Genomic DNA, 22,941 nt, shown 5'->3' on the forward strand with positions numbered 1-22,941 from the left:
GCCTCGAGGTCTCGAATACGTCACAGTTGGGAATTTCGGGGGACGAACGCTCAGGCATCGGTCAGGCGGCCGTCGACGACGGTGACCAGGCGGTCGAGCGCGTCGCGGTGGACGAGGTCGTGCGTGACGAGCATCGTCGCCGTGCCCTGCTCGTGCGTGAGACGCGCGATCAGCGCCATGATCTCGGCGCCCCGCTCCTGGTCGAGTGCGCTGGTGGGTTCGTCGACCAGCAGGACGGACGGGGTGTTCACCAGGGCGCGGGCGATGGCGACCCGTTGCCGCTGGCCACCGGAGAGCTGCGCGGGACGTTTGCCGCGGTGCTCGGCGAGACCGACCGCTGCCAGCAGCGCATCGGCACGGGTGTGCACCGCGGTCCGGTCTCGGCGGCCGCCACCGAGCTCCGCCATGACGAGCAGCTGTTCCCGCGCGGTGAGCGACTCGATGAGGTTCGACTGCTGGAACACGATGCCGACCTGGTCGCGGCGGAGCGTCGTCGCCTCGTTCCGGCTCAGGGTCGCTGCGTCGACGTCGTCGATCCACACGTGCCCGGAGTCCGGGCGGATCAGGGTCGCAGCGACGGCGAGGAGCGAGGACTTCCCGGAGCCGGAGGGCCCGGTGATGCCCGTGACCACGCCGTTCGGAGCGGTCAGGGACACGCGGTCCACCGCCGTGATGCGGGAGTCGCCGTCGGGGAAGGTGAGGGTGACGTCGTCGAGGGTGATCATCGGTTGCTCCCGAGTGCGGTGAGGGGGTCGGCCTTGGTGACGGTGCGGAGTGCGACAGCGGCACCGGCGAGGCCGAGGACGACCATCACGGCGGCCGGCAGCAGGGTGGTGAGCGGGCTGAGCAGGAACGGCAGGACATCGTTCGCGAGCGTCCCCAGGACCGACACGAGACCGATCCCGACCCCGACGCCCACGGCCAGGACGACGAGTGCCTGGCCGAGGGCATCGCCGACGAGCGACGCGTCGGAGGCGCCGAGGGCCTTCAGGACGGCGATGTCGTCGGCACGCTGCAGCGTCCACACGGTGAAGAACGCCCCGACGACGAGTGCGGAGACTCCGAAGAGCATCACGATCATGAGTCCGAGTGACCCGACCTCCGACTTGAACGTGTCGAGCGCGGTGAGGCTGGCGAGCGGCGACGCGGCGACGGTGTGCGTGCGGTCCGCCGTGCTGCCCCAGTCCGGCGCACCGGAGACGGCGAGCACGGTCGCTTCGCCGTCCCCGCCGAGGCGCCGGTCGGTCGACGCCCACGCCGTCGGGGAGAGCGCGACGACGGGGGTGTGGCTGTACCAGGCGTCTCCGCCGACGGTGGCGACCCGGTAGGTCCTTGCGGCGATCGTGACGGCGTCCCCGACGGCGACGTCGAGGTCCTTCGCTGCGCCGGCGGACAGGCCCACCGTGTCGTCGGACCGCGGAGCCAGGTCGGTGACCGTCGACGCGGGGGCTCCCCGCGGCACGCCGAACAGGGCGACGGCCACCGCTGGTGCGGTCTCGGCGTGCGCTTCGGCCCGCCCCTGTGCGATCCCGATCGGCGTGACGTGCTCGACGCCCGAGGACTGCCGCCACGCGGAGACCGTCGCGGCGTCGATCGTCGACTGCGAGAACGACGGCTGTCCGGTCGAGGGCTCCTGCAGGACGAGGCGGTTCCCGGGGAGGCCGAGGACCGCGGACACGTCCTGTGCGCCGAGCCCTCCGGTCAGACCGGCGAGGAAACCGACGAGCAGGGTGATCAACGACACCACGGACCCGATCAGCACGAACCTGCCACGGGCGGCTCGGAGGTCACGCCAAGCGACGAACACGATGGTTCCTTCCCGACAGCAGGGACGCTCCCCGCCGTCCAGACGAGCCTCGCCGTCGCCGGTCGCGGTGCCATCGCCGGGAGGTTGACTGCTCTCGTCCGACTTCTGGTTGATGCCAGGTGGGCCGTGGCCGCCGTACGCTGCAACGGACATGGCACACAGCACCCTCACGCCCGTGTTCGTCGGGCTCCGCACCGGACTGCACGTGCTGTTCGCCGCGCTCGTGGCGCTCGTGGTCGTCCGCGTCCTCGTCGTCCGCGACCCGACCATGTGGGCGGCGATCGCCCTGGTGGTCGGGTTCGCGGTCCTCTACCTGCTCGGTGCCGGTGTCGCCGCCGCGCCGGAGACACGCCGAGCCGTGGTGGGTGCGGCTTGGATCACCGCCTTGACCGCCGTGTGGGTGGCCTTGCTCGTCCTGGTGCCGGAAGCGGCGTACCTGGTGTTCCCGCTGTTCTTCCTCTACCTGCACGTCCTGCCAAGGATCGTCGGGCCGGCCGCAGTGGTCGCAGCCACCCTGATCGCGGTCCTCGCCCTGGGCCTGCACGGCGGATTCACCGTGGGCGGGGTGATCGGCCCCCTCGTCGGTGCCGGGGTCGCGTTGCTCATCGGCCTCGGCTACCGCGCGCTCGCCCGTGAGTCCGTCGAGCGGGAGGCACTCCTGGCGGAACTGCTCGCCACCCGCGACCGACTCGCCGCGACCGAACGGCAGCAGGGTGTCCTCACCGAACGCGCCCGCCTGGCACGCGAGATCCACGACACCGTCGCGCAGGACCTCTCGAGCATCCAGATGCTCCTCCACGCCGCCGAAGCAGCCGACAGCGACCGCCCGGGCATCGAGCACATCCGCCTCGCACGCGCCACCGCGGCCGACGGTCTCGCAGACACCCGGCGGTTCATCCGGGAGCTCGCACCGCCGTCCCTCGACGCGGGACTCCCCGCGGCGCTGCGCCGCCTCAGCGACCAGTGGCACCGCGAGGGACTCGGCATCACCGTGACCGCAGCACCCGAATCGTCGGAGTTGACGATGGACGTGCAGACCGCTCTGCTGCGCATCGCCCAGGGTGCCGTGGCGAACGTCGCCCAGCACGCCGGCGCCACGACCGTCGACATCACCCTCGACGTCACCGCGACGCACGCGTCCCTGCGGGTGCAGGACGACGGCACCGGGTTCGACCCCGACCACACCGGCACCCGCTCCGGCACGTCCGACGCGTTCGGGCTCCGCGCGATGGGTGAACGCGTCGACCAGCTCGGTGGCCGTCTCACCATCGACAGCGCACCCGGGCACGGCACCACCATCACCGCGACCGTGGAGGTCGGTGAGCCGTGATCCGACTCCTCATCGCCGATGACCACCCCGTCGTCCGCGCCGGCCTGCGCGCACTCCTCGACGGGGCCGTCGACATCGACGTCGTCGGGGAGGCCGCGACCCCCGACGAAGCCGCCGCCCTCGTGGCGTCCGTGGACCCGGACCTCGTGCTCATGGACCTGCAGTTCGGGCAGGACCGCACCGGTGCCGACGCCACCCGGCAGATCCGGTCGACCGACGCCGCGCCGTACGTCCTGGTCCTCACCAACTACGACAGCGACGGCGACATCCTGGGCGCCGTCGAAGCGGGGGCCAGCGGGTACCTGCTCAAGGACACGCCACCCGACGAGTTGCTCGCCGCGATCCGCGCCGCAGCCGCCGGTGAGAGCGCCCTCGCACCGGCGGTCGCGAGCCGCCTGATGGCACGGATGCGTGCGCCACGGGTCAGCCTGTCCGCTCGCGAGATCGAGGTCCTCGGGCTCGTCGCCGAGGGCGCCTCGAACGTCGATGTTGCGGCACGCCTGCACATCACCGACGCCACCGTGAAGTCACACCTGGTGCACGTGTTCTCCAAGCTCGGCGTCGGTTCCCGCACCGCCGCGGTGTCCGAGGCCCGGGCGCTCGGCATCCTGCGCTGACGGCCCGTGCTCGCGCTGGTGCCGGTGCCGGTGCCCGCTGGTTCCGGTGCCGGTGCGCGCTCCGGTGCTCGTGCCGGGGTCAGCGCGTCCGGATCGTCAACCGCTCGAGGGCGAAGGCGCCGTCCTGCACGAACAGCCCCACCCGACCGGCGGCCCGGTCGTAGAGCCGCGTGCTCAGAGCGACGCTGCCGTCCACCACGGCCACGCAGACGTCGCCGTCGAGGTGGACGTCGACCCGGTGCCTGCCCGGGGCGAGCTGCACGGCACGTTCCAGTTCCACGGCGTGCGGCACGTCACCGAGGATCTGCCACTGCTCGGTGCCGGTGCTGCCGCGCGGCCACCGGTCCAGGACGAGCCGGTTCCGATCGGGTTCGAGACGCAGCGCGTAGCCGTCCTCGGTGTCGTCGCTGGTGCGCAGGAGCAGTCCGAGCGACTTCGTGTCCGCCGCGAGGTCGATGTCCATGCTGACCAGCGCCTCCGTGGGGAGTTCCGGACCGACCCACGACGCGTACCGCGTGGCGGCGCCGGCACCGACCGTCGGATCTGCGCCGTTGCGCGGTCGGAAGGCCGAGGTCACGTCGTCCTCGTCGGAGTAGGCGGCCTTCACGGCTTCGGGCAGGTCGAAGCGCAACGACCCGTCCACCCGCTGGTGTGCCTGGAGGGTGGCCATGGCGCCGGCCCACTGCCAGGCCCCGTCGTCGCGGTCGCCCTCCTTCGACGCGATCCAACCGACGAAGTACCGCTCGCCGTCGAGCGCCAGCGTCTTCGAGGCGTAGAACGCGCGCCCGTCGACGGTGTCGTCCGCCGGAGCGAGCCACGGCCCGTCCGGGGACGTCGCGATGCGGTAGCGCGTGCAGAACGCGTCCGAGAACTCCGAGTACACGAGGTACCACCATCCGCCCCACTGGAAGACGTCGGGGCACTCCTGGGTGATGAAGCGGTGGGGTTCCCAGAGCGGTGACGCGTCGCGCCAGGTCACGAGGTCGTCGGACTCGAGTCGCGCGACCAGACCGGATCGTCGGTACGGTTCGTCGCGTCGACGCGCTGCCAGGAGCATCTGCCACGGCCCCTCGGCAGACGGACGGAACACGAAGGGGTCGCGCCAGTCCTCGGGCGAGTACCCGGCGAGTGCGGGGAGATCCCATCCGGGGTGCTTCGTCCAGTCCGTGAGATCACCCGAGGACGTCGCGTGGCAGACGACCTGGGCATCCTTGGTGACGCCGTCGACCTCGGTCGTGATCCGCGGGTTGTGCCCGGTGTAGAACAGGTGCAGGGTGCCGGCGTCGTCCTGCACGACGCTTCCGGTGTAGCAGTCGAAGTCGCTGGCATCGGCGCCGCCCGAAGGCAGGACCACGCCCTTGCTCTCGAACCCGACGAAGTCGGTCGTGGTCACGGCTCCCCACGGCATCCCGGTCGCTCGCTCGAGCGGGGGGACACCCGGACGCTCGTCGAGCAGGTAGAACAACCACGCCGTGCCGTCGTGCTCGAACGGGATCACGTCCCCGACGAAGCCGTTCGGGGGCCGGAAGTGGGTGCTGGGTGTGGCGGCCAATCAGGTTCCTTCGGGTCGGGGAGCTGCGAGTGAGCTCCGGGGGACGTACCCGCACGGCACGAGGTGCCGACCGGGCTGCTCCGTCTCCGCCAGCAGCAGGGTTCCGGCGTCGAAACCCATCTGCTGGTGGGGGAGCGCGACGGTGGTCAACGGTGGGTGCATCTGATCGGCGAGGTCCGGCTGGTCGTCGAACCCCACGATGCTGACGTCCTCGGGACAGCGCATGCCGAGCGACTGCGCCGCCATCAGTGCGCCAACCGCCATGCGGTCGTTCCCGCAGATGATCCCGGTCGGCCGCTCGGTCGTCAGGACCTCCATCGCGAGGTCGTAGCCCGAACCCACCTGGAAGGTCCCGAACTCGACGCGGATGGAGTTCGGAGCGATCCCTGCATCCGCGGCGGCGCGCTCGAGGCCACGCTTGCGCTCCTGGCAGGCGTAGTCGTCCTCGGGGCCTCCGAGGAACGCGACCCTGGTGTGGCCGGCGGCGAAGACCGCGGCGGCGACGTCACGGCCGCCTTGGAACTCGTCGGCCAGGACGGTCACGGCGTCGGTGTCGCCGGGCGGGAAGCAGTTGACGAACACGGTGGGCACACGGTCGAGACCTGCGACCGGGGTGACGTACTCCGGTCCGGGCGCCGCGTAGACGAGGCCGGCGACACCCTGCCGGACGAGGTTCTCGACCGCTGCCTTGCCGCCGTCGGTGGTCTGGGCGGTCTCGACCACGAAGCAGACGTACCCGGCCTCCTGCACCGCCTGCTGCACACCGAGCACGATGTGCCCGGCGTACGGCTGGGACACGAGCCGGTCGGCGATGACGCCGACCGTGTACGAGCGGTTCGAGCGCAACGACTGCGCAGCCCGGTTCGGTTGGAAGTCCAGTTCCTTCGCGGCCTGGAGCACACGGGCACGGGTCTCGTCAGCGATCGAGACGTCCCGACGGTCGTTGAGCACGAACGACACGGTCGGCTGCGACACCCCTGCACGGCGTGCGACGTCCTTCATCGTGACGCGGTGCGACTGCGCTGTGCGTTCTCGGCTCGCCATCGGATCTCCTTCGTCCCGCTCATCATGCCAGAAGCAAATACGTATTGCCTCCCCGGTGCCCGCTGTGTACGCTCGCCTCACAAATACGTATTGGCCCGGCGTGGAGCGGGGTCATCATCGCTCAGAGAGGAGCGACCGTGACGAATGGATTCAGCACTCCCATCAACCGGCGCACGCTGTTCAAGTTCGGTGGGGCCGGGCTCGCGCTGGCCGGCATCGGGTCGTTGGCGGCGTGCTCGACGGCTGGCGGAGGCAGCGACACGGGGACGGTGAAGATGCTCTACTTCGGGGAGCAGAGCGCCGCTACCGCGCTGCAGAAGGCGATCGAGCCGAAGATCAAGCAACTGGACAAGAAGGCGAGTCTCGAGGTCACGGCGATCAACGGCACGGACTGGAACGACTTCCTCGCCAAGGTGCTGACGCAGGTCGCGTCGGGCGACGTCCCGGACATCGTCAGCGTGGCGACCGAAGGCCAGCAGCTCCTGGCGTCGAAGAACCTGCTCGCCCCGCTCGACGAGCTCGTCACGAAGAACCTGTCGGATCTGCACGCGTACTTCAGCGGTGCCCATCCGGCGCTGATCGAGTCGACGATGTACCAGGGCCACCTCTACACGCTGCCCGACAGTTTCAACGCGGGCAGCATGTTCTACTCGACCGAACTCTTCGACAAGGCCGGCCTCGCGCGCCCCGCGGCCGACTGGTCGATGGACGACTTCCACTCCTCCGCCGAACGGCTCGCGAAGATCGGTTCCGGCACGTACGCGTTCGACTGGGTCGTGCGCCTCTGGGGCAGCTGGACCTCGTTCCTGTACGCCAACGACGGCAACCTGCTGCAGGAGGGCAAGTACTCCGGTGGCGACTGGTTGTGGAAGAGCAAGGCGTTCGCCGACAACCCGCTCGGCGTCACCGGTCGCAAGGGCGGCTGGAAGTGGGGTGACCCGACCGCCAACTCCGACGCAGCGGTCGAAGCACTCGAGTACGTCATCGAGCTGCAGAAGTCCGGCGCGTCCCCTTCGCCGGACGTCGGCGGTGGTGCCACCCTCCAGGGCCTGATGTCCTCCGGCCGGATCGGCATGACGATCGGCGGCGGCTTCTGGGCCGGCGGTCTCCACAACGCAGGGATGCGGAACGGCAGCTTCGACGTCGTCGAGTTCCCGACCTGGAAGAGCAACAAGTCGCTCTTCGGCGCCGGCGGGTACGGCATCTTCAACTCGTCGAAGCAGAAGGACCTCGCGTTCGAGGTCATCAAGCTCATGGTGCAGCCGGAGAGCTTCGACGCGCTGTGGCCGGGCAACGTGACCACACCCGCGCAGAAGTCGCTGATGACCGCGGAGCGGTACTCCACGACGGGGCCGGAGCACTGGTCGGTGTTCTACGACCAGCTCGACAACTCGGTGCCCATCTCCGCACCGCCGTACTACAACGCCCTCGCGACGGCCCTCAACCAGCGGACCACGCAGGCCATCTCGTCGGGGAACGCGAAGAAGGCGCTCGACGGTCTACAGGCTGACATCGAGCAGGCCGCAGCGCAGGCATCGTGATGACCGCGACGACAGAACGACGCACCCAGCGCGCGGCCGAGGTCGCAGCCCGCCGGCCGGCGGCGAAACGTGTCCGTCGGCGTGAGTCCACGTTCGGCTTCCTCATGATCGGGCTCGCGGTGGTGTTCGTCGCCGTGTTCACCCTCGTCCCGATCCTCGCCTCACTCGGCCTGTCGTTCACCTCGTGGGACGTGATCAGCAGTCCCGAGTGGGTCGGCCTGGACAACTACGTCCGACTGTTCACCGACGGGCCGGTCCTGGCGTCCTTCGGGGTCACCATCGGACTCGCTCTCGCCATCGTCGTCCTGCAGATCTCGCTCGGCTTGCTGCTGGCGGTGCTGGCGAACAACCGGAAGCGCAACACCACCCGCGTGTTCTTCCGCACCGCGTTCTACCTGCCGCTGCTGGCGTCCACAGCAGCCGTGTCGATCTTCATGGGCTACATCTTCGACACGAAGTTCGGCCTCATCAACTACTACCTCAACGAGATCGGCCTCCCCGGGGCGCACTGGCTGAACGACCCGTTCTGGGCCAAGGTCACGATCGTGATGGTCGTGGTCTGGCAACAGGTCGGCTTCACGTTCGTGTTGTTCGTCGCCGCGCTGCTGGCGGTCCCGGTGGACGTCCAGGAAGCCGCCTCGATCGACGGCGCCGGCCCGTGGCGGACACTCTTCCAGATCAAGATCCCCCTGATCAGCCCGACGATCCTGTTCGCGACCGTCATCGCGATGATCAACGCCATGCAGCTGTTCGACCAACCGTTCATCATGACCAAGGGCGGGCCCGGTACAGCGACGACGACGGCCACCATCTCGATGTACCAGGCCGGGTTCCAGAACCTGCAGTTCGGATTCGCCTCCGCCATCGCGATCCTGCTGCTGGTCATCATCGGCATCATCACCGCCGTCCAGTTCATCGCCGCACGAAAGCTGGTGTTCTACCAATGACGACCACACAGACGTTCGATCCACTGCACAGCCCGGAAACCGTGGCGCAACCGAGCATCGACCACATCGTGCGCCGGCGACGTCCGGTCACCACCGTCGGGAGCATCGTCGGCCTGGTCATCCTGATCGTCGCTGCCGTGTTCGCCCTCGGGCCGCTGCTGTGGACGCTCACGACGTCCCTCCGAACGCCGGCTGAGTCCTTCGACAACCCGCCGCAGTGGCTCCCGCTGTCCTGGGACTTCAGCAACTACGCGGCCGTCTTCGACCAGATCCCGATCGGCCAGTTCTTCCTCAACAGCGTCGTCGTCACACTGCTGATCGTCGTCGGCCAGACCGTCACCTGCACCCTGTCCGGCTACGCGTTCGCCATGATCAGCTTCCCGGGGAAGAACACCGTCTTCGGGATCTTCCTCGCCACGATGATGGTCCCGATCCAGACGATCATCATCCCGGTCTTCGTCATCCTCAAGGACATCGGGCTGACGGGGTCGATCGCGTCCCTGATCGTCCCCGCCCTCGGGAGCGCGTTCGGCACGTTCCTGATGCGGCAGTACTTCATGCAGATGCCCAAGGAGCTCGGCGAAGCAGCGCGCATCGACGGTGCCAGCCAGTTCGGCGTGTTCTGGCACGTCTACTCCAGGATGGCCAGCCCCGCGATCGCGACGCTCGCGATCCTGAACTTCTCCGGCTTCTGGGCCGAGTACTACCGGCCGTTGATCTTCCTCAACCAGCAGGACACGTTCACCCTGCCGCTGGGGTTGGTCGGTCTGCAGGGCAACCTCGGGACCGGGTCCATCTCGGTCGTCCTCGCGGGCGTGGTGCTGACGATGATCCCGAGTGTCCTGCTCTTCGTCTTCGCCCAGCGGTACTTCATCGAGGGCGTCACGGCTGGGTCCTCCCGATGACCGACCACCACCTCCCGCAGTTCCACGTCCGGCTGCCCCGTGGCTACCTCAACGACCCGAACGGACCGATCGACATCGGCGGACGGGCGCACCTGTACTTCCAGTCGAGGCCGCTCGTCGACCTCGAGATCCCGGTCGAGTGGGGACACGCCACCAGCGAGGACCTGGTGCACTGGAGCCTGCACCGGCCCGCGATCGTCCCCGTCCCCGGGGGCGCGGACTCCGGGGGCGCGTGGTCGGGCAACACGGTGCTCCACGACGACGTCGTCCGCGCGTACTACTCCGGCAAGGTCGACCACAGCCCGTTCCAGTCGGTGCTCCTCGCCGAGTCCTCCGACGGCGGCACCAGCTTCGGTCCACCCGTCCAGGTCGTGGCAGACCCGGCGGCCGACGAGGGGATCACGATGTTCCGCGACCCGTTCGTCTGGCAGGACGAGGACGGCTGGTCGATGGTTGTCGGAGCAGCGGCTGCGAACCAGACCGCGGCGGTCCGTCACTACCGATCCGCCGACGGCGTCACCTGGGCGTCCGCCGGCGACCTGGTCGCGATGACCCGTGCCACGGTCGAGGGCATCGACACCGGCGCAGGCTGGGAGTGCCCGCAGATCCTCACGGTCGACGGCACCGACGTCGCCCTCATGGCGTCCTGGTCACACGAGGACGGACCGGGCGAGGTCATCGCGGTCCCGTTGACCGGCACGCTGCACCCCGACCGGGTCGACCACGGGCAGCACTTCTACGCGCCGTCCGTGATGCGGACCGGGTCGTGGGGTGCGGTGCTCTTCGGGTGGGTCACGGAAGGTCGTCCTCTGGAGGCGACCGCGCAGGCGGGCTGGTCCGGTGCCGTCTCCCTGCCCAGGAGGGTGTGGCTCACCGACGGACGACTCGCGAGTGCACCGCACCCCGCGGTGGAGTCACTGCGAGCAGGCACGTCGCGTCCGGGCCACGGGGCGACGATCGGCGCGCAGGTGGAGATCGTGCTCCCGACCCCGGTCACCGGCGTCGTCCGTCTCCGGTTCTCGGAGGCCGAGTACCTCGACGTCCGTGTCGACCTGGAGGCCGACACCCTCACCGTCGATCGGAGTCGTGCCAGCGGGGACACTCGCGCGGACACGAGCCCTGCCGTGGTCCGGGCGCCGTTCGGACCGCGGAGCGAGCTGCCGGCGGTGCGGGTGTTCGTGGACGGGTCCGTCGTCGAGGTCTTCACCAGCGTCGGCCGATCCGTCACGACGCGCGTCTACCCCGAGCAGGCACCACCCTGGACTGTGGAAGCTCCTCCCGAGGCGTCGGTCTGGGACCTGCGGAGCGCTGTGACGGTGGCGGGTCCGAGATGACCCGGCCCCTGATCACCGTTGCCGGCGAGTCGTTGGTCGACGTCGTGCACGACGGATCACAGCGTGAGGTACCCGGTGGGAGCCCGGCGAACGTGGCACTCGGGTTGGGGAGGCTCGGTGCACCGGTCGAGTTCGCGACGTGGCTCGGGGACGACGTCCGAGGACACCGCATCGCCGATCACCTCCGGGCCTCCGGCGTCCGACTCGTCGACGGGACGTTCCGAGCCAGCCGGACGTCCTCCGCCTCTGTCCGGCTCGACGCGGACGGCCAGCCGACGTACGAGTTCGACGTCGAGTGGGACCTGCCGGAGCTGCCACGCACGCCGAGCTGGCTGCACGTCGGATCGATCGGCGTCTTCCTCGAACCCGGGGCGAGCAAGGTGTCGGAACTCGCGCGACGCACCGCGGCGGCCGGGGGAGTCGTCTCGTTCGACCCGAACATCCGTCCCGCACTCCTCGGCGCGGCTGCCGACGAGCGACTCACCTTCGAGCACCGTGCAGCGACGGCGAACGTCGTGAAGCTCTCCGACGAAGACGGTGCGTGGCTCTACCCGGGGCTGTCCGAGGACGCCGTCCTCGATCGCGTGCTCGGCTGCGGCGCCCAGCTCGCGGTCCTCACCACGGGCGCCACCGGCTCGCTCCTGGCGACCGCGACCGAGCGGGTACGGGTCCCCGGTGAACGCGTCGACGTCGTCGACACCGTCGGAGCGGGCGACACCTACATGGCAACGCTCGTCTGGCAGCTGCGGGACCACGCCACCGTTCTCGACTCGCTCGGCGAACCGACCCTCACGGAACTCGGACGTGTCTGCACCCGTGCCGCGGCGATCACCGTCGCCCGGCGGGGAGCCGATCTGCCGAGTGCCACCGACCTGATCCCCGTGCGGGGAGCGACTCCCGAAGCGCACGATCCGACGCAATCCCGACCTCGAACCGGAGTGGACCATGACCTCTGAATTCCGACGACGCGCACTCCTCCAGGGTGCAGGCATCAGTGCGCTCGCACTGTTCGCCGCGACCGCGCCAGGCGAAGCAGCACGCGCCGCATCGTTGTCCCGACCCGGGGCTCCGTCCGCAGCATCCGCAGTGACCGGCACCTCGCTCCGTGCCAGGTACCACATGACACCGCCTGCCGGATGGCTGTCCGATCCGCAGCGTCCGGTGTTCACCAGGGGCGCGTACCAGCTGTACTACCTGCACTCCGACGTGGACAACGGCGACGGCGGCTGGGACCACGTCTCCACCACCGACGGTGTCGACTTCACCTTCGAGGGAACGGTCATCCCGCTGCAGACCAACCTGCCCACGTGGACGGGTTGCACCCTGATCGACACCGACGACACCGCCGGCTACGGTGCCGGTGCCGTCATCGCCCTCGCGACCCGCCCGACAGGGGGCGTGCGGAAGTACCAGGAGCAGTACCTGTTCTTCTCCACCGACGGCGGCTTCTCCTTCACCGCCCGACCGGATCCCGTCATCGTCAACACCGACGGCCGCGCAGCGACCACCGACGCAGAGGTCTCGAACGCCGAGTGGTTCCGTGACCCGAAGGTCGCCTGGGACGCCGCCCGCAGCGAATGGGTCTGCGTCATCGGGCGGCAGCGGTACGCCGCGTTCTACACGTCGAAGAACCTCGTCGACTGGACCCTCCAACGGAACTTCGACTACCCCGACCACGACCTCGGAGGCATCGAGTGCCCCGACCTGTTCCAGATCACCGCCGACGACGGGACGACGCACTGGGTCCTGGCCGGCAGCATGGACGCCTACAACGTGGGTCTGCCCTGCACCTACGCCTACTGGACCGGCTCGTGGGACGGCACCTTCTTCACCGCTGACGACCTCACACCGCAGTGGCTCGACTGGGGCTGGGACTGGTACGCGGCCGTCACGTGGCCTGCGGTCGAAGCGCCGGACACGAAGCGCTACGGCATCGGGTGGATGAACAACTGGAAGTACGCCGACCGGCAGGTCCCGACCGACGCCTCGGACGGGTACAACGGTCAGAACTCGATCGTCCGCGAGATCACGCTGCGCCGTCGGTCCGCTGGCGGCTACGCGCTCATCAGCGAGCCCGTCGCAGCGCTCCGGAGCGCGGCGACCCGGACCGTCCCGATCGCTGACCAGTCGGTCAACGGATCCACGGTCCTGCCCTACGACGGGCGGGCCTACGAGATCGAACTCGACGTGACGTGGTCCGACGCCACGAACGTCGGGGTGTCGGTCGGACGCTCCGCTGACGCCACTCGGTCCACGAACATCGGCAAGGCCGGTGGCGACCTCTACGTCGACCGCGCGCGCTCCGATCGTGCCGGGTTCGCGCTCTCGCCGTACACCCGCGCCGCGGCTCCCGTCGATCCTGCGACACGGTCCTCGCACCTGCGGATCCTCGTGGACACGCAGAGCGTGGAGGTGTTCGTCGACGACGGCGAGACGGTCCTCTCGAACCAGGTGAACTTCGACACGGGCGACACGGGCATCTCGTTGTTCTCCGACGGCGGCACCGCGACCTTCTCCGGCATCACCATCCGCGAGTACGGGGGCGAGTAGAGACGCAGGTCCGGGAGCTGCGACGGTGCCGGGGCGTCGGTGCGGACCGCGGGCGAACAGAGGGCGAACAGAGGGTGGTCGGACGGTGGTCGGACGGCGGTCGGAGGTTCGTCCGAGGGAGATGGTGTGTCCTGGCACCCGGACCGGACGACCGAGCAACCAGCGGTCGCCGCGGTTCTCCGACTCGACCCGAACGGACCGCATGACACACTCCTCCACCGTCGCGCTCGGCAGTCCCACGCACTGCTTCGTGGAGCAGTACACGGACCTCGTGTACTCGCAGTTCCGCGACGGAGCCCTGTTCGCGGGCGGACGACAGCTGCACTTCGACCTCCTGAAGCCCGTGACCGCGACACCGACGCCCCTGGTCGTGTTCATCAAGGGCGGCGGGTTCCGGAACGTCCACCGAGCCCGGTACGTCCCCGCGCTGGTGGCCCTGGCCGAGCGCGGGGTCGCCGTCGCCAGTGTCGAGTACCGGACCAGCAACGAGGCGCGGTTCCCTGCCCCGGTCGACGACGTGCGGGAAGCGCTCCGTTTCCTCCGCGCACACGCGGACGCGTTCAACCTGGATCCGGGTGCGGTCGCGCTCTGGGGCAACTCCGCCGGCGCGACCATCGCGACGATCGTCGGCGCCTCCGCTCCCTCGGAACCGGAGCGGGTGTGCGCGGTCGCCAGCTGGTACGGCATGCACGATCCGCTCCGCTCACCGGAGCTCCGTGCCCCCGGGTCGCCCCTGTACACCGCGTTCGGGGCACCCGGTGCGGACGGCAGTCGGTGGTTCCGACCCGCAGACCACATCACGGCCGAGTCTGCGCCGACGTTCCTCCTCCACGGGACCGACGACCGGGTCGTGCCCGTCGAGCAGAGCGTGTCCCTCGCCGCGACGCTCGCAGAACAGGGTGTTCCCCACGAGTTCATGCTCGTCGACGGTGGCCACCACGACTTCGCCGAGATGAGCACGCGGACCGATGCCCTCACCAGGACCTACGACTTCCTCCACGGGCACCTGCTCGCGCGCGTCGAGCGACACGGCACGTCCGAGTGACCGCACGGTCCGGTCAGGTCAGGGATCGCTGAGGGTGCCACGGACGATCGAGTCGCCGGAGCGCGCATTCGAGTTCGGCGCGGCCGGTCGTCCCGGACGAGCGGGGCGGCGCGGCGACGGTCTCGGCGTCACCGCGGGGGAGTCCGGGCACGACACCGGTCGCCACACCGACGCCGAGGACCACGGCGAGCACGCCGACGCCAGCGAGCACGACCGCGAGCGGACGGCGACGACGCGGACGGCGAGGCACCGCACGGCGCTGCGCCTGGGACCCTGGCGCGCCGCTCGTGTGCCCCCGGCGCTCGCCCTGCTCCGGGTCCGGGTTCGGTGGCCCGCGCTGCCTGTTGCGGCGTCCGTGCGATCTCGGCCGCGATCCACTCCCACACGTGCTCCGGGGGCGCGATCAGCCCGACGCCCTCGGACGCCCGGGTCACCGCGGCGACCCGCTGCAGCGCGGCCACCTCGTCGCGGCACCGGTCGCAGGACGCCAGGTGCTCGGCGACCCCGTCCGAGGCCACCTGATCGGAGACCGCGAGCATCGCCAGCGTCTCGTCGTCGACGTGCTTCATTCGATCACCTCGAGACGTGTTCGGAGCCGAGCGAGGCTTCGGTGGATGTGGCTCTCGAGCCGTTCGGCGATCTCACGATGGTTGAGGTCGTCGGAGGACGGCAGTCGTGCGACCGCGGTGGAGTTGCCACCGGCGTCGTCCTCGACGTCGCACCCCCACTACCGGTGGAGCACCTCGATCGGATGCAGCGGTTTGCTGGGGATCAGCTGAGACGGCGCCAGACCCCGGCGTTGCCGGGACGCGACCAGGTCTCCGGATCGCCCGTGACGGCGTCGTCCCCGGCGCCCCGGTCGGTGAGCCGGTACGCGGAGTCCGGCGTCCACCCGGCGACGACACTCGCCCGGTCGTCGTCGACCCGCACCGCGAGCCCGGACGTGCGGAACCAACCAGCGACGGTCAGGTGCACGACGTCGAACTCGGTGGCCACCGCGGACCAGTCCGGCAGCACCCAGTCGCCCTGCCGTCCGGTCGCCAGGGCCCAGTCGTTCCGCCGGGTGGTCCGTGTCACGTCGAGCGGCCAGCGGCGGCACAGCGCAGCCCAGTCGTCGGGCCCGTCGACGGTGCACACCCGCGCGGCGACATCTGCGGGCACGGCCGAGACGACGGCGCGTTCCTGCCCGAAGGAGTCCTCGACTGCCCAGAGCGCCAGCGGCCCGGCGGACGGGAACGGCGCTCGCGTGTGCTGCGCGAGCGGCCACGGCGGAGTCGTCCACCACACCCCGCTGGTCACCCCCGGGTTCCCCTCGGCGTCCTCGCGGCGCAGCTCCCGGGACCAGTCGGCGAGCGCCTCTGCCGCTCCCGGGCGTCGGGGCTGCTCGTCCTGGTCGAACTCGACGGTCCATGCTCCGCCCTGCGGGTCGAAGAGCCGGCGCACGACCGGGCTGTCGACCGCCCACCGAGCGAGCCGCCGGAGCGCGGCCTGCAGTTCCGTCCGAGCGAGGAGCGCGTCCAGCGCATCGGGTTGCTGCCACCACAGCGCGCTGTCCGCAGTCGACTCGAGCGCGACCACGACGTCGTCCTCGCCCACGGACGGCAGGGGCACCGCCGCGAGTGCGCTCGCCACCGCTGCCAGGTCCGGAGCCGGCTCGGGTTCGATCGCGGCACCGATGCCGAAGAGCGTTCGGTCGTCGCCGCGTTCGACGCCGAGGTGGTAGTCCGCCCAGAAGAGCAGGTGGCCGAGCTGCACGGCGGCCGGGTCGTCGGAGTCCTGGACACCGCTGACGAGCTCGAGGCAGAAACGCCGGCCACGCGGGTGCGCGAGCAGGTCCGAGGCATCGATCACGGAACCAGGCTACTGACGGCCACTAACGCACGCGCCGCATCCGCCGATAGCCCTGGGTGCAGGCCCACGGACGGGCCCGCATCCCGCCCCACGGACGGCGGCGGGACGATCGAGAACCAGGACGGGCCATGATCGTCGTCACACGACTGAACGGCAGCGGATTCGCTGTGAACCCCGATCTCGTGGAGCGCATCCAGGAGACGCCGGACACGACGCTGATCATGGTCGACGGTGCGAAGTACATCGTGCGGGAGTCGATGGCCGACGTCATCGACCTGATCGCCGCGTACCGCGCACGCATCGTGGGCATGGCCTACGGCACCGACCAGGCCCCGCGCGCGAGCACGAACACCGGTTCGCAGCCGACGCTCGCCCCGGTCGCCGCCCTCCGCTCCACGCAGCACGGTCGCGCGCTGGACGGGGGTCGCTGACGTGGACATCGCAACGATCGTCGGGATCCTGCTCGCCTTCGGCGCCCTGTTCGGCATGGTCCAGATGGAGCACGTCGAGCTCGGTGGGCTCTTCCTGCCCGCTCCGATGCTGCTCGTGTTCGGTGCCACCATCGGCTGCGGCATCGCCAGCACCACCCTGAAGGACGCGATCGCCAGCTTCAAGGCCGTGCCGAAGGCGTTCACCGGCAAGGTCACCCCGCCGGCGTCGGTCATCGACGACGTCGTGGGGCTCGCTGAGACGGCGCGTGCGAACGGCCTGCTCGCCCTCGAGCAGGAGGCCGACAAGCACGACGACCCGTTCATGAAGAAGGCGCTGCAGAACATCGCGGACGGCACCGACGGCGACGAGTTGCGGATCCTGCTCGAGGACGAGATCGAGTCGAACGCGGCCCCGACCCGGAGCGCGAGCGCGTTCTTCATGGGCCTGGGCGGCTTCGCCCCGACCGTCGGCATCATCGGCACCGTCGTCTCGCTGACCCACGTGCTCGCGAACCTCGGCAAGCCCGACGAGCTCGGACCCCTGATCGCCAGCGCGTTCGTCGCCACCCTGTGGGGCCTGCTCACCGCGAACTTCATGTGGTTGCCGATCGGCGGCAAGCTCCGCAAGCTCGCCCAGCTCGAGTCGGACCGCCAGACGCTCCTGATGGAGGGGCTGCTCGCGGTGCAGGCGGGCAGCCAGCCTCGTCTGCTCGGTGAGCGCCTGAAGGCCATGGTGCCGCCCGGCGCCCGCGCCGACACCGGCGGCAAGGGCGGCAAGGGCGCCAAGGCCGGTGGCAAGGCCGACGCGGCCGACGACCAGCAGCTGGCGGCCTGACGGTGAGCGCCAACCCCCGTGGCCGCGGCCGAGGTCGCGCGAAGAAGTCCCACGACGAGGCTGAGCACCCCGACGAGCGCTGGATGGCGTCGTACATGGACATGATCACGGTGCTGATGTGCATGTTCCTCGTGCTGTTCGCGATGTCCACCGTCGACCAGCAGAAGTACATCCAGCTGAAGCAGTCGCTCGCGACCGGCTTCGGCGAGGTCGACTCGCAGAAGATCGACACCGCGAGCGGCACCGTCGTGACGAAGGACCAGGTCGAGGACGGCTCCGGCTACTCGACCGACAAGTCGCAGGCCGACCACTCCACCGCCTCGTCGGGCACGAAGGACACGAACGTCGATCCCGCGTCGACCGTGGTGCCGACGACCGCGTCGAAGCGGGACCTCACCGAGGCGAAGCGTGAGCTCGACGACCTGACGGCGATCAAGAGCGCGATCCAGGAGAACCTGACCGAGGCCGGCCAGACCGCCAACGTGCAGTTCACCGTCGATGCCCGCGGTCTGATCGTCCGGCTGGTCGGCAGCGAGACCTACTTCGGGACGAACAGCGCCGACCTGTCCGACCAGGCGCGCCGGATCATGGACGCGATCGCCCCGGTCCTGCGGACGAGCCACCACGACGTCAGCGTCGAGGGGCACGCCGACCAGCGGAACTCGACCGCCCCGTACGCGACGAACTGGGAGCTCAGCGCGGCACGGGCGACCGGGGTCCTGCGCGACCTGGTCGAGCGGGGCGGGATGCCCGGCGACCACGTGCAGAGCGTCGGGTTCGGGTCGAGCCGGCCGCTGGCGAAGGGCGGCACCGACCAGGACCTCGCCCTGAACCGGCGGGTCGACATCGTGGTCCTGTCGAACGCCGACCAGGACGTCAGCGCCCTGATGCCGGCGCTGGCGAAGGCGCAGGACGGAGCGCAGCAGGGCTGAGACACACACCGCACGGAGCGCAGCAGGGCTGAGACACACACCGCGCGGAGCGCACCAGCGCTGCCCCCACCGCCCCACTACGGGGTACAGCACTGACGGGTGCCCCACAGGTGACCGATAGACGCAGCCGTGACCGAGACCCTGCCAGCGCCCGAGGTGTACGACTTCGCGCGCCCGTCGACGCTGGCCCGTGAGCACGCCCGGGTGCTTGAGCTCGCTTTCGAGACCTTCGCGCGCCAGTGGGGCACGCAGCTGACGGCGAAGGTCCGTGCGGTCAGCCAGGTCACCTGCGAGCAGGTGCAGATGACGACGTACGACGAGTACGCCGCGTCGCTGCCCGCGCTCACCGGCATGGTGCTGCTGCCGATCACCGAGCTCACCTCGAAGGGCGTGCTGCAGCTCCCGCTCGACGCCGCCCTGACGTGGGTGTCGCACGCGCTGGGCGCCTCGAAGCCGCTGCCGACCCCGGACCGCACCTTCACGCCCATCGAGCAGGCCCTGGTGCGCAAGATCGTCGAGGACGCCCTCGACGACCTGCGGTACTCGTTCGGCGGGCTGCTCGCGCAGGACGTCACGGTCGGCGGGTTCCAGTTCAACAGCCAGTTCGCCCAGGCCGCTCAGAAGGGCGACCTGATGATCGTCGCCTCGTTCTCGATCCGGGTCGGCGACCGCATCGCTCCGGGCACGCTGGCCCTGCCGGCCGAGGCCGTCCTGCCGCAGCTCGGCGAGGCCGCCGCGCACGTGTCGCCCGCCGACGCCCGCGCCCTGCTCGACGCGCAGCTCGAGAGCGTGCCGGTCGGCGTCAGCCTGCGCTTCGCCCCGGCCGCGGTCCTGCCGACGCAGGTCTTGCGGCTCGCCGTCGGCGACGTCCTGCCGCTGCCGCACCCGCAGCACCGGCCCCTCACCATCGCGGTCGACGGCGAACCCGTCGGCACCGCCGCGGTCGGCGCGAACGGCTCGCGCCTCGCCGGCATCGTCGTCACCACCACGAGCACGGAGCAGCACTGATGACCGAAACGACCACCCTCCACACCGCAGCGGCCGAGTCGCTCGCGGCGCAGCTCCCGACGGCCGCCCCCTTGACCGCGGTGCTCCTGCCTGGAGGCGCGACACCGGTCGTGCTCGACGCGGCGACCGACGCCGTGGTCGCGTCGTTCGTCGGCGGCCTGTCGGCCGATCTGGCACTCGTGCTCACCGACCTCGAGGCGATCACGGCCGCAGGCGGCACCGACCACGGGATCGTGGCCGTCACGGACGTGTTGCGTCCGTCGCTCGAGGCCGCGGCCGGGGTCCTCGGCGTCGGGGTGCTCGGCGAGGCGGGCCGCGAGTCGGCGGCGTCGCTGCTGGCCGACCCGGACACGGTCGTGTTCGAACTGACCGCCGGTGGGCTGCCCGCCGGGTGGTTCGGCATCCGGATCCGCGAGAACGGCACGGTGTCGGCGCCCGTCGTGGCGAACCTGCCCGCGGGCAACCTCGGCCGGATCAACAACGTCGAGATGACCCTGACGGTCGAGATCGGCCGCACCCGGATGTCGGTCCGTGACGTGCTCGGCATGGAGCCCGGCGCCGTCGTCGAGCTCGACCGCAGTGCCGGTGCCCCCGCCGACGTCCTGCTGAACGGCCGCCTCATCGCGCACGGCGAGGTCGTCGTCGTCGACCAGGACTACGCGGTCCGGATCACCCGCATCCTCGACGTCGCCGAAACGGTCTGACCCGCACGTGGACACCCTCGTCGTCACCCTCCGCGTCGCGCTCTCGCTCGGCGTCGTGCTCGCCCTGATGTGGGTGCTGCACCGCGCGAGCCGCAAGCGCTTCTCGGGCAAGCCGTCGGGCCGTCGCGCCGCGACCGTCGAGGTCGTCGGTCGGCAGGGCATCGGCGGCAAGGCGAGCGTCGTCGTGGTCGACGTCGAAGGGGAGCGGCTCGTGCTCGGCGTCTCCGAGCACGGGGTCGCCCTGCTCACCAGCGGGCAGGCGCCCGCGCCGGAACTCACGATCGTGACCGGACCGGTCGCGCTGCCGGTGCGCCCCGCACCGTCGGCCGACGTGTTCGGTCAGGAACTCGCGCTGCAGTCGGACGCCACCACGTCCCTCCAGGCACGGCCGGAGCGCCGCGGGCGCGTCGATCCGGAACCGGCTGGTGGGGCCGGCCTCCCGGCAGCCGCTGTCGACGCGACCGACGCGCCCGCGGTGGCCGGCGCCGTCGCGCCGTTGCCGATGCGCCCGCGCAACCGTCGTCCGCAGCGTGCCGTGCCGAGCGCGCAGCAGCTGCAGGGCTCGATCCTGTCGGTCGACACCTGGCGCCAGGCCGCGGCCGCGCTGCGGAACCGGCGGGCCGGGTGACGGCGGCAGGGCAGCACCGGCTGGCACGGTCGGGTCGACTCGTCGCCCTCGTCCTGCTCGGCCTGGCGGTCGTCGCCGGGTTCTTGATGCTCACGACCACCGGTGCGCACGCCGCCGGCGTCGTCGAACCCACCGCCCCGGCGACCCCGACAGCCCCCGCGACCGGTGACTTCAGCGTCAGCGTGAACGGCCCGGACGGCACGCCGTCGTCCGCCGTGGTGACCCTCATCGGCATCACGCTGCTGAGCGTCGCGCCCGCGCTGATGCTCATGATGACGTCGTTCACCAAGATCTTCGTCGTGCTCGCGATGACCCGGAACGCGCTCGGGCTGCAGTCGATCCCGCCGAACCAGGTCATCGCCGGACTGGCACTGTTCCTGTCGTTGTTCGTGATGGCACCGGTGCTCGGGCACATCAACGACGACGCCCTGCAGCCCTACCTGGCCGGCCACCTCGACTTCAACCAGGCCGTCGAGATCGGCACGAAGCCGCTGCGGACCTTCATGCTCCACCAGACCCGCGACGAGGACGTCGCCCTGATCACCCGCGCCGCCGGGCTCGACAACCCGAAGTCGATGGCGGACGTGCCGATGACGACGGTGATCCCGGCGTTCATCATCTCGGAGCTGCGCAGCGCGTTCATCATCGGGTTCGTCATCTTCATCCCGTTCCTGGTGATCGACCTCGTCGTCTCCGCGGCCCTGATGTCGATGGGCATGATGATGCTCCCGCCGGTCATGATCTCGCTGCCGTTCAAGATCCTGCTCTTCGTGCTGGTCGACGGTTGGGGCCTCATCATCACGTCGCTCATCGAGAGCTACCACGTTGTCTAGGGGGCACGCATGAACCAGCAGGCCGTCATCGACCTCGTGCTCCAGGCGCTCCTGGTGTCCGGCAAGCTCGCCGCCCCGGTCCTGGTGACCTCGCTCGTCGTCGGCTTCGCGATCTCGCTGTTCCAGTCGGTGACGCAGATCCAGGAGGTCACCCTGTCGTTCGTGCCGAAGGCCGTCGCCGTCGCGATCGCCATGGTGGTCTGCGGCAACTGGATGATCTCGGAGATGATCGCCTTCACGCACGTCGCCTTCGACATGATCCCGAAGCTGCTCGGGGCCGGTTGATGGAGCTCGCCATCGACGCCGACCGTCTGGAGGCGACCATGCTCGCCGGCGTCCGGCTCGTCGCGTTCTTCGTTATCGCGCCGCCGTTCTCGTACCGGGCGTTCCCGGGCACCGTGAAGGTGATCCTCGGCCTGGGGCTCGCCATCGGCGTCGCGCCGCGCGTCGCCGTCGGCTACGAAGCGCTCGACGCGGGGCCGTTCCTGCTCGCCCTGCTCACCCAGCTCGTGGTCGGGCTGTCCCTCGGGTTCCTGGTGTTCCTGGTGTTCGCCGCCGTGCAGTCGGCGGGTGCGCTCATCGACCTGTTCGGCGGGTTCACGCTCGCGCAGGCGTTCGACCCGCAGTCGCAGGTCAACGGCGCCCAGTTCACCCGCCTGTTCCAGATGACCGCACTCGCACTGCTCTTCACCTCGGGCGGCTACCAGCTCATCGTCGGTGGGCTGGTGCGGTCGTTCGACGCCGTGCCGCTCACCGGCACGTTCGCGGTCGACGGGCTCGCCTCGATGCTCGTCGCGGCGATGTCCCAGATGTTCCTCGCCACCCTGCAGATCGCCGGGCCGCTCGTCGTCGTGCTGTTCCTGGCGGACGTCGGCCTCGGGCTGCTCACCCGCGTCGCACCGGCCCTCAACGCGTTCCAGATGGGGTTCCCGATCAAGATCGGTCTGACCGTCCTGTTCGCCGGCGCGCTCTTCATGGCCCTGCCGTCGGTGGTGTCGTCGCTGACCGGCGACGCCGTCGAGGCGATCACCGGACGGGGGTGACGAC

General features: G+C 70.2%; 24 protein-coding genes. 18 read left to right on the plus strand and 6 right to left on the minus strand.

What is annotated here, in order from left to right; translation table 11 throughout:
• Positions 1–50: 50 nt before the first annotated feature.
• A complete protein-coding gene (locus ACL00U_RS08305; RefSeq protein ID WP_017887455.1) occupies positions 51–725 on the minus strand; it encodes an ABC transporter ATP-binding protein in 675 nt (224 codons plus the stop codon).
• Positions 722–1,807 carry an FtsX-like permease family protein gene (locus tag ACL00U_RS08310; RefSeq protein ID WP_017887454.1) on the minus strand — a complete coding sequence of 362 codons (1,086 nt, stop codon included), beginning with the start codon at positions 1,805–1,807 and terminating at the stop codon, positions 722–724. Before ACL00U_RS08310 ends, ACL00U_RS08305 begins: the two co-directional genes overlap by 4 nt.
• A 151-nt stretch (positions 1,808–1,958) precedes the next feature.
• Here ACL00U_RS08310 and ACL00U_RS08315 point away from each other — a divergent pair, with 151 nt between their 5' ends.
• Both ACL00U_RS08315 and ACL00U_RS08320 read left to right on the plus strand, forming a co-directional pair.
• The gene (locus ACL00U_RS08315; protein ID WP_017887453.1) at positions 1,959–3,137 is read left to right on the plus strand and encodes a sensor histidine kinase; all 1,179 of its coding nucleotides are present in this window, start codon (positions 1,959–1,961) and stop codon (positions 3,135–3,137) included.
• Positions 3,134–3,754: a response regulator gene (locus tag ACL00U_RS08320; RefSeq protein ID WP_042537093.1), complete on the plus strand. Its 621-nt coding sequence runs from the start codon at positions 3,134–3,136 to the stop codon at positions 3,752–3,754. The genes ACL00U_RS08315 and ACL00U_RS08320 overlap by 4 nt, the downstream gene beginning before the upstream one ends.
• Positions 3,755–3,833: 79 nt before the next feature.
• Here the strand turns inward: ACL00U_RS08320 and ACL00U_RS08325 are convergent, their stop codons facing one another.
• Together ACL00U_RS08325 and ACL00U_RS08330 are read right to left on the minus strand one after the other, a co-directional pair.
• Positions 3,834–5,306, minus strand: a complete 1,473-nt coding sequence (locus ACL00U_RS08325) for a GH32 C-terminal domain-containing protein (protein WP_262159853.1) — start codon at positions 5,304–5,306, stop codon at positions 3,834–3,836.
• Positions 5,307–6,350, minus strand: coding sequence for a LacI family DNA-binding transcriptional regulator (locus ACL00U_RS08330; protein ID WP_412874052.1), 1,044 nt, complete (start codon positions 6,348–6,350; stop codon positions 5,307–5,309). It abuts the gene before it with no gap.
• Positions 6,351–6,487: 137 nt separating this feature from the next.
• Between ACL00U_RS08330 and ACL00U_RS08335 the strand changes: the two genes are divergently transcribed.
• From ACL00U_RS08335 to ACL00U_RS08365, 7 genes are all read left to right on the plus strand, one after another.
• Entirely contained in the window at positions 6,488–7,891 is a 1,404-nt protein-coding gene (locus ACL00U_RS08335; protein WP_412874053.1) for an ABC transporter substrate-binding protein, read from the plus strand.
• Complete coding sequence (locus ACL00U_RS08340) at positions 7,891–8,838, plus strand: carbohydrate ABC transporter permease (RefSeq protein ID WP_259476330.1); 948 nt, start codon at positions 7,891–7,893, stop codon at positions 8,836–8,838. Before ACL00U_RS08335 ends, ACL00U_RS08340 begins: the two co-directional genes overlap by 1 nt.
• Positions 8,835–9,743 (plus strand): carbohydrate ABC transporter permease, encoded by a 909-nt coding sequence (locus tag ACL00U_RS08345; protein ID WP_214562094.1) that lies wholly within the window; start codon positions 8,835–8,837, stop codon positions 9,741–9,743. Before ACL00U_RS08340 ends, ACL00U_RS08345 begins: the two co-directional genes overlap by 4 nt.
• Entirely contained in the window at positions 9,740–11,077 is a 1,338-nt protein-coding gene (locus tag ACL00U_RS08350) for a glycoside hydrolase family 32 protein (RefSeq protein ID WP_412874054.1), read from the plus strand. The genes ACL00U_RS08345 and ACL00U_RS08350 overlap by 4 nt, the downstream gene beginning before the upstream one ends.
• Positions 11,074–12,033 (plus strand): carbohydrate kinase family protein, encoded by a 960-nt coding sequence (locus tag ACL00U_RS08355; protein WP_042537100.1) that lies wholly within the window; start codon positions 11,074–11,076, stop codon positions 12,031–12,033. Before ACL00U_RS08350 ends, ACL00U_RS08355 begins: the two co-directional genes overlap by 4 nt.
• Positions 12,023–13,627 carry a glycoside hydrolase family 32 protein gene (locus ACL00U_RS08360; RefSeq protein WP_412874055.1) on the plus strand — a complete coding sequence of 535 codons (1,605 nt, stop codon included), beginning with the start codon at positions 12,023–12,025 and terminating at the stop codon, positions 13,625–13,627. The genes ACL00U_RS08355 and ACL00U_RS08360 overlap by 11 nt, the downstream gene beginning before the upstream one ends.
• 202 nt (positions 13,628–13,829) lie before the next feature.
• A complete protein-coding gene (locus tag ACL00U_RS08365; protein ID WP_412874056.1) occupies positions 13,830–14,672 on the plus strand; it encodes an alpha/beta hydrolase fold domain-containing protein in 843 nt (280 codons plus the stop codon).
• Positions 14,673–14,685: 13 nt separating this feature from the next.
• Here ACL00U_RS08365 and ACL00U_RS08370 read toward each other — a convergent pair whose 3' ends face one another.
• Together ACL00U_RS08370 and ACL00U_RS08375 are read right to left on the minus strand one after the other, a co-directional pair.
• Positions 14,686–14,883 (minus strand): hypothetical protein, encoded by a 198-nt coding sequence (locus ACL00U_RS08370; RefSeq protein ID WP_139179668.1) that lies wholly within the window; start codon positions 14,881–14,883, stop codon positions 14,686–14,688.
• 560 nt (positions 14,884–15,443) lie between these two features.
• Positions 15,444–16,523: a hypothetical protein gene (locus tag ACL00U_RS08375; RefSeq protein ID WP_284761350.1), complete on the minus strand. Its 1,080-nt coding sequence runs from the start codon at positions 16,521–16,523 to the stop codon at positions 15,444–15,446.
• A 128-nt stretch (positions 16,524–16,651) separates the two neighbouring features.
• Here ACL00U_RS08375 and ACL00U_RS08380 point away from each other — a divergent pair, with 128 nt between their 5' ends.
• The 9 genes from ACL00U_RS08380 (at position 16,652) to ACL00U_RS08420 (ending at position 22,937) form a co-directional block, all read left to right on the plus strand.
• Positions 16,652–16,954 carry a flagellar FlbD family protein gene (locus ACL00U_RS08380; protein WP_056068540.1) on the plus strand — a complete coding sequence of 101 codons (303 nt, stop codon included), beginning with the start codon at positions 16,652–16,654 and terminating at the stop codon, positions 16,952–16,954.
• A 1-nt stretch (position 16,955) separates the two neighbouring features.
• The gene (locus ACL00U_RS08385; RefSeq protein ID WP_042537107.1) at positions 16,956–17,789 is read left to right on the plus strand and encodes a motility protein A; all 834 of its coding nucleotides are present in this window, start codon (positions 16,956–16,958) and stop codon (positions 17,787–17,789) included.
• A 2-nt stretch (positions 17,790–17,791) separates the two neighbouring features.
• Positions 17,792–18,721, plus strand: coding sequence for an OmpA/MotB family protein (locus ACL00U_RS08390; protein ID WP_017887438.1), 930 nt, complete (start codon positions 17,792–17,794; stop codon positions 18,719–18,721).
• Positions 18,722–18,850: 129 nt separating this feature from the next.
• Complete coding sequence (locus tag ACL00U_RS08395) at positions 18,851–19,729, plus strand: flagellar motor switch protein FliM (RefSeq protein WP_017887437.1); 879 nt, start codon at positions 18,851–18,853, stop codon at positions 19,727–19,729.
• Positions 19,729–20,433, plus strand: a complete 705-nt coding sequence (fliN, locus tag ACL00U_RS08400; RefSeq protein WP_017887436.1) for a flagellar motor switch protein FliN — start codon at positions 19,729–19,731, stop codon at positions 20,431–20,433. Before ACL00U_RS08395 ends, fliN begins: the two co-directional genes overlap by 1 nt.
• A 7-nt stretch (positions 20,434–20,440) precedes the next feature.
• Positions 20,441–21,061, plus strand: a complete 621-nt coding sequence (locus ACL00U_RS08405; protein WP_071250800.1) for a FliO/MopB family protein — start codon at positions 20,441–20,443, stop codon at positions 21,059–21,061.
• Positions 21,058–21,894, plus strand: a complete 837-nt coding sequence (fliP, locus tag ACL00U_RS08410; protein WP_017887434.1) for a flagellar type III secretion system pore protein FliP — start codon at positions 21,058–21,060, stop codon at positions 21,892–21,894. Before ACL00U_RS08405 ends, fliP begins: the two co-directional genes overlap by 4 nt.
• 9 nt (positions 21,895–21,903) lie before the next feature.
• Complete coding sequence (locus tag ACL00U_RS08415) at positions 21,904–22,179, plus strand: flagellar biosynthetic protein FliQ (RefSeq protein WP_214518958.1); 276 nt, start codon at positions 21,904–21,906, stop codon at positions 22,177–22,179.
• Entirely contained in the window at positions 22,179–22,937 is a 759-nt protein-coding gene (locus ACL00U_RS08420) for a flagellar biosynthetic protein FliR (protein ID WP_259495826.1), read from the plus strand. Before ACL00U_RS08415 ends, ACL00U_RS08420 begins: the two co-directional genes overlap by 1 nt.
• The last annotated feature ends 4 nt before the right edge of the window (positions 22,938–22,941 follow it).

It is taken from the genome of Curtobacterium poinsettiae (genome assembly GCF_047226435.1).
GTDB lineage: Bacteria > Actinomycetota > Actinomycetes > Actinomycetales > Microbacteriaceae > Curtobacterium > Curtobacterium poinsettiae.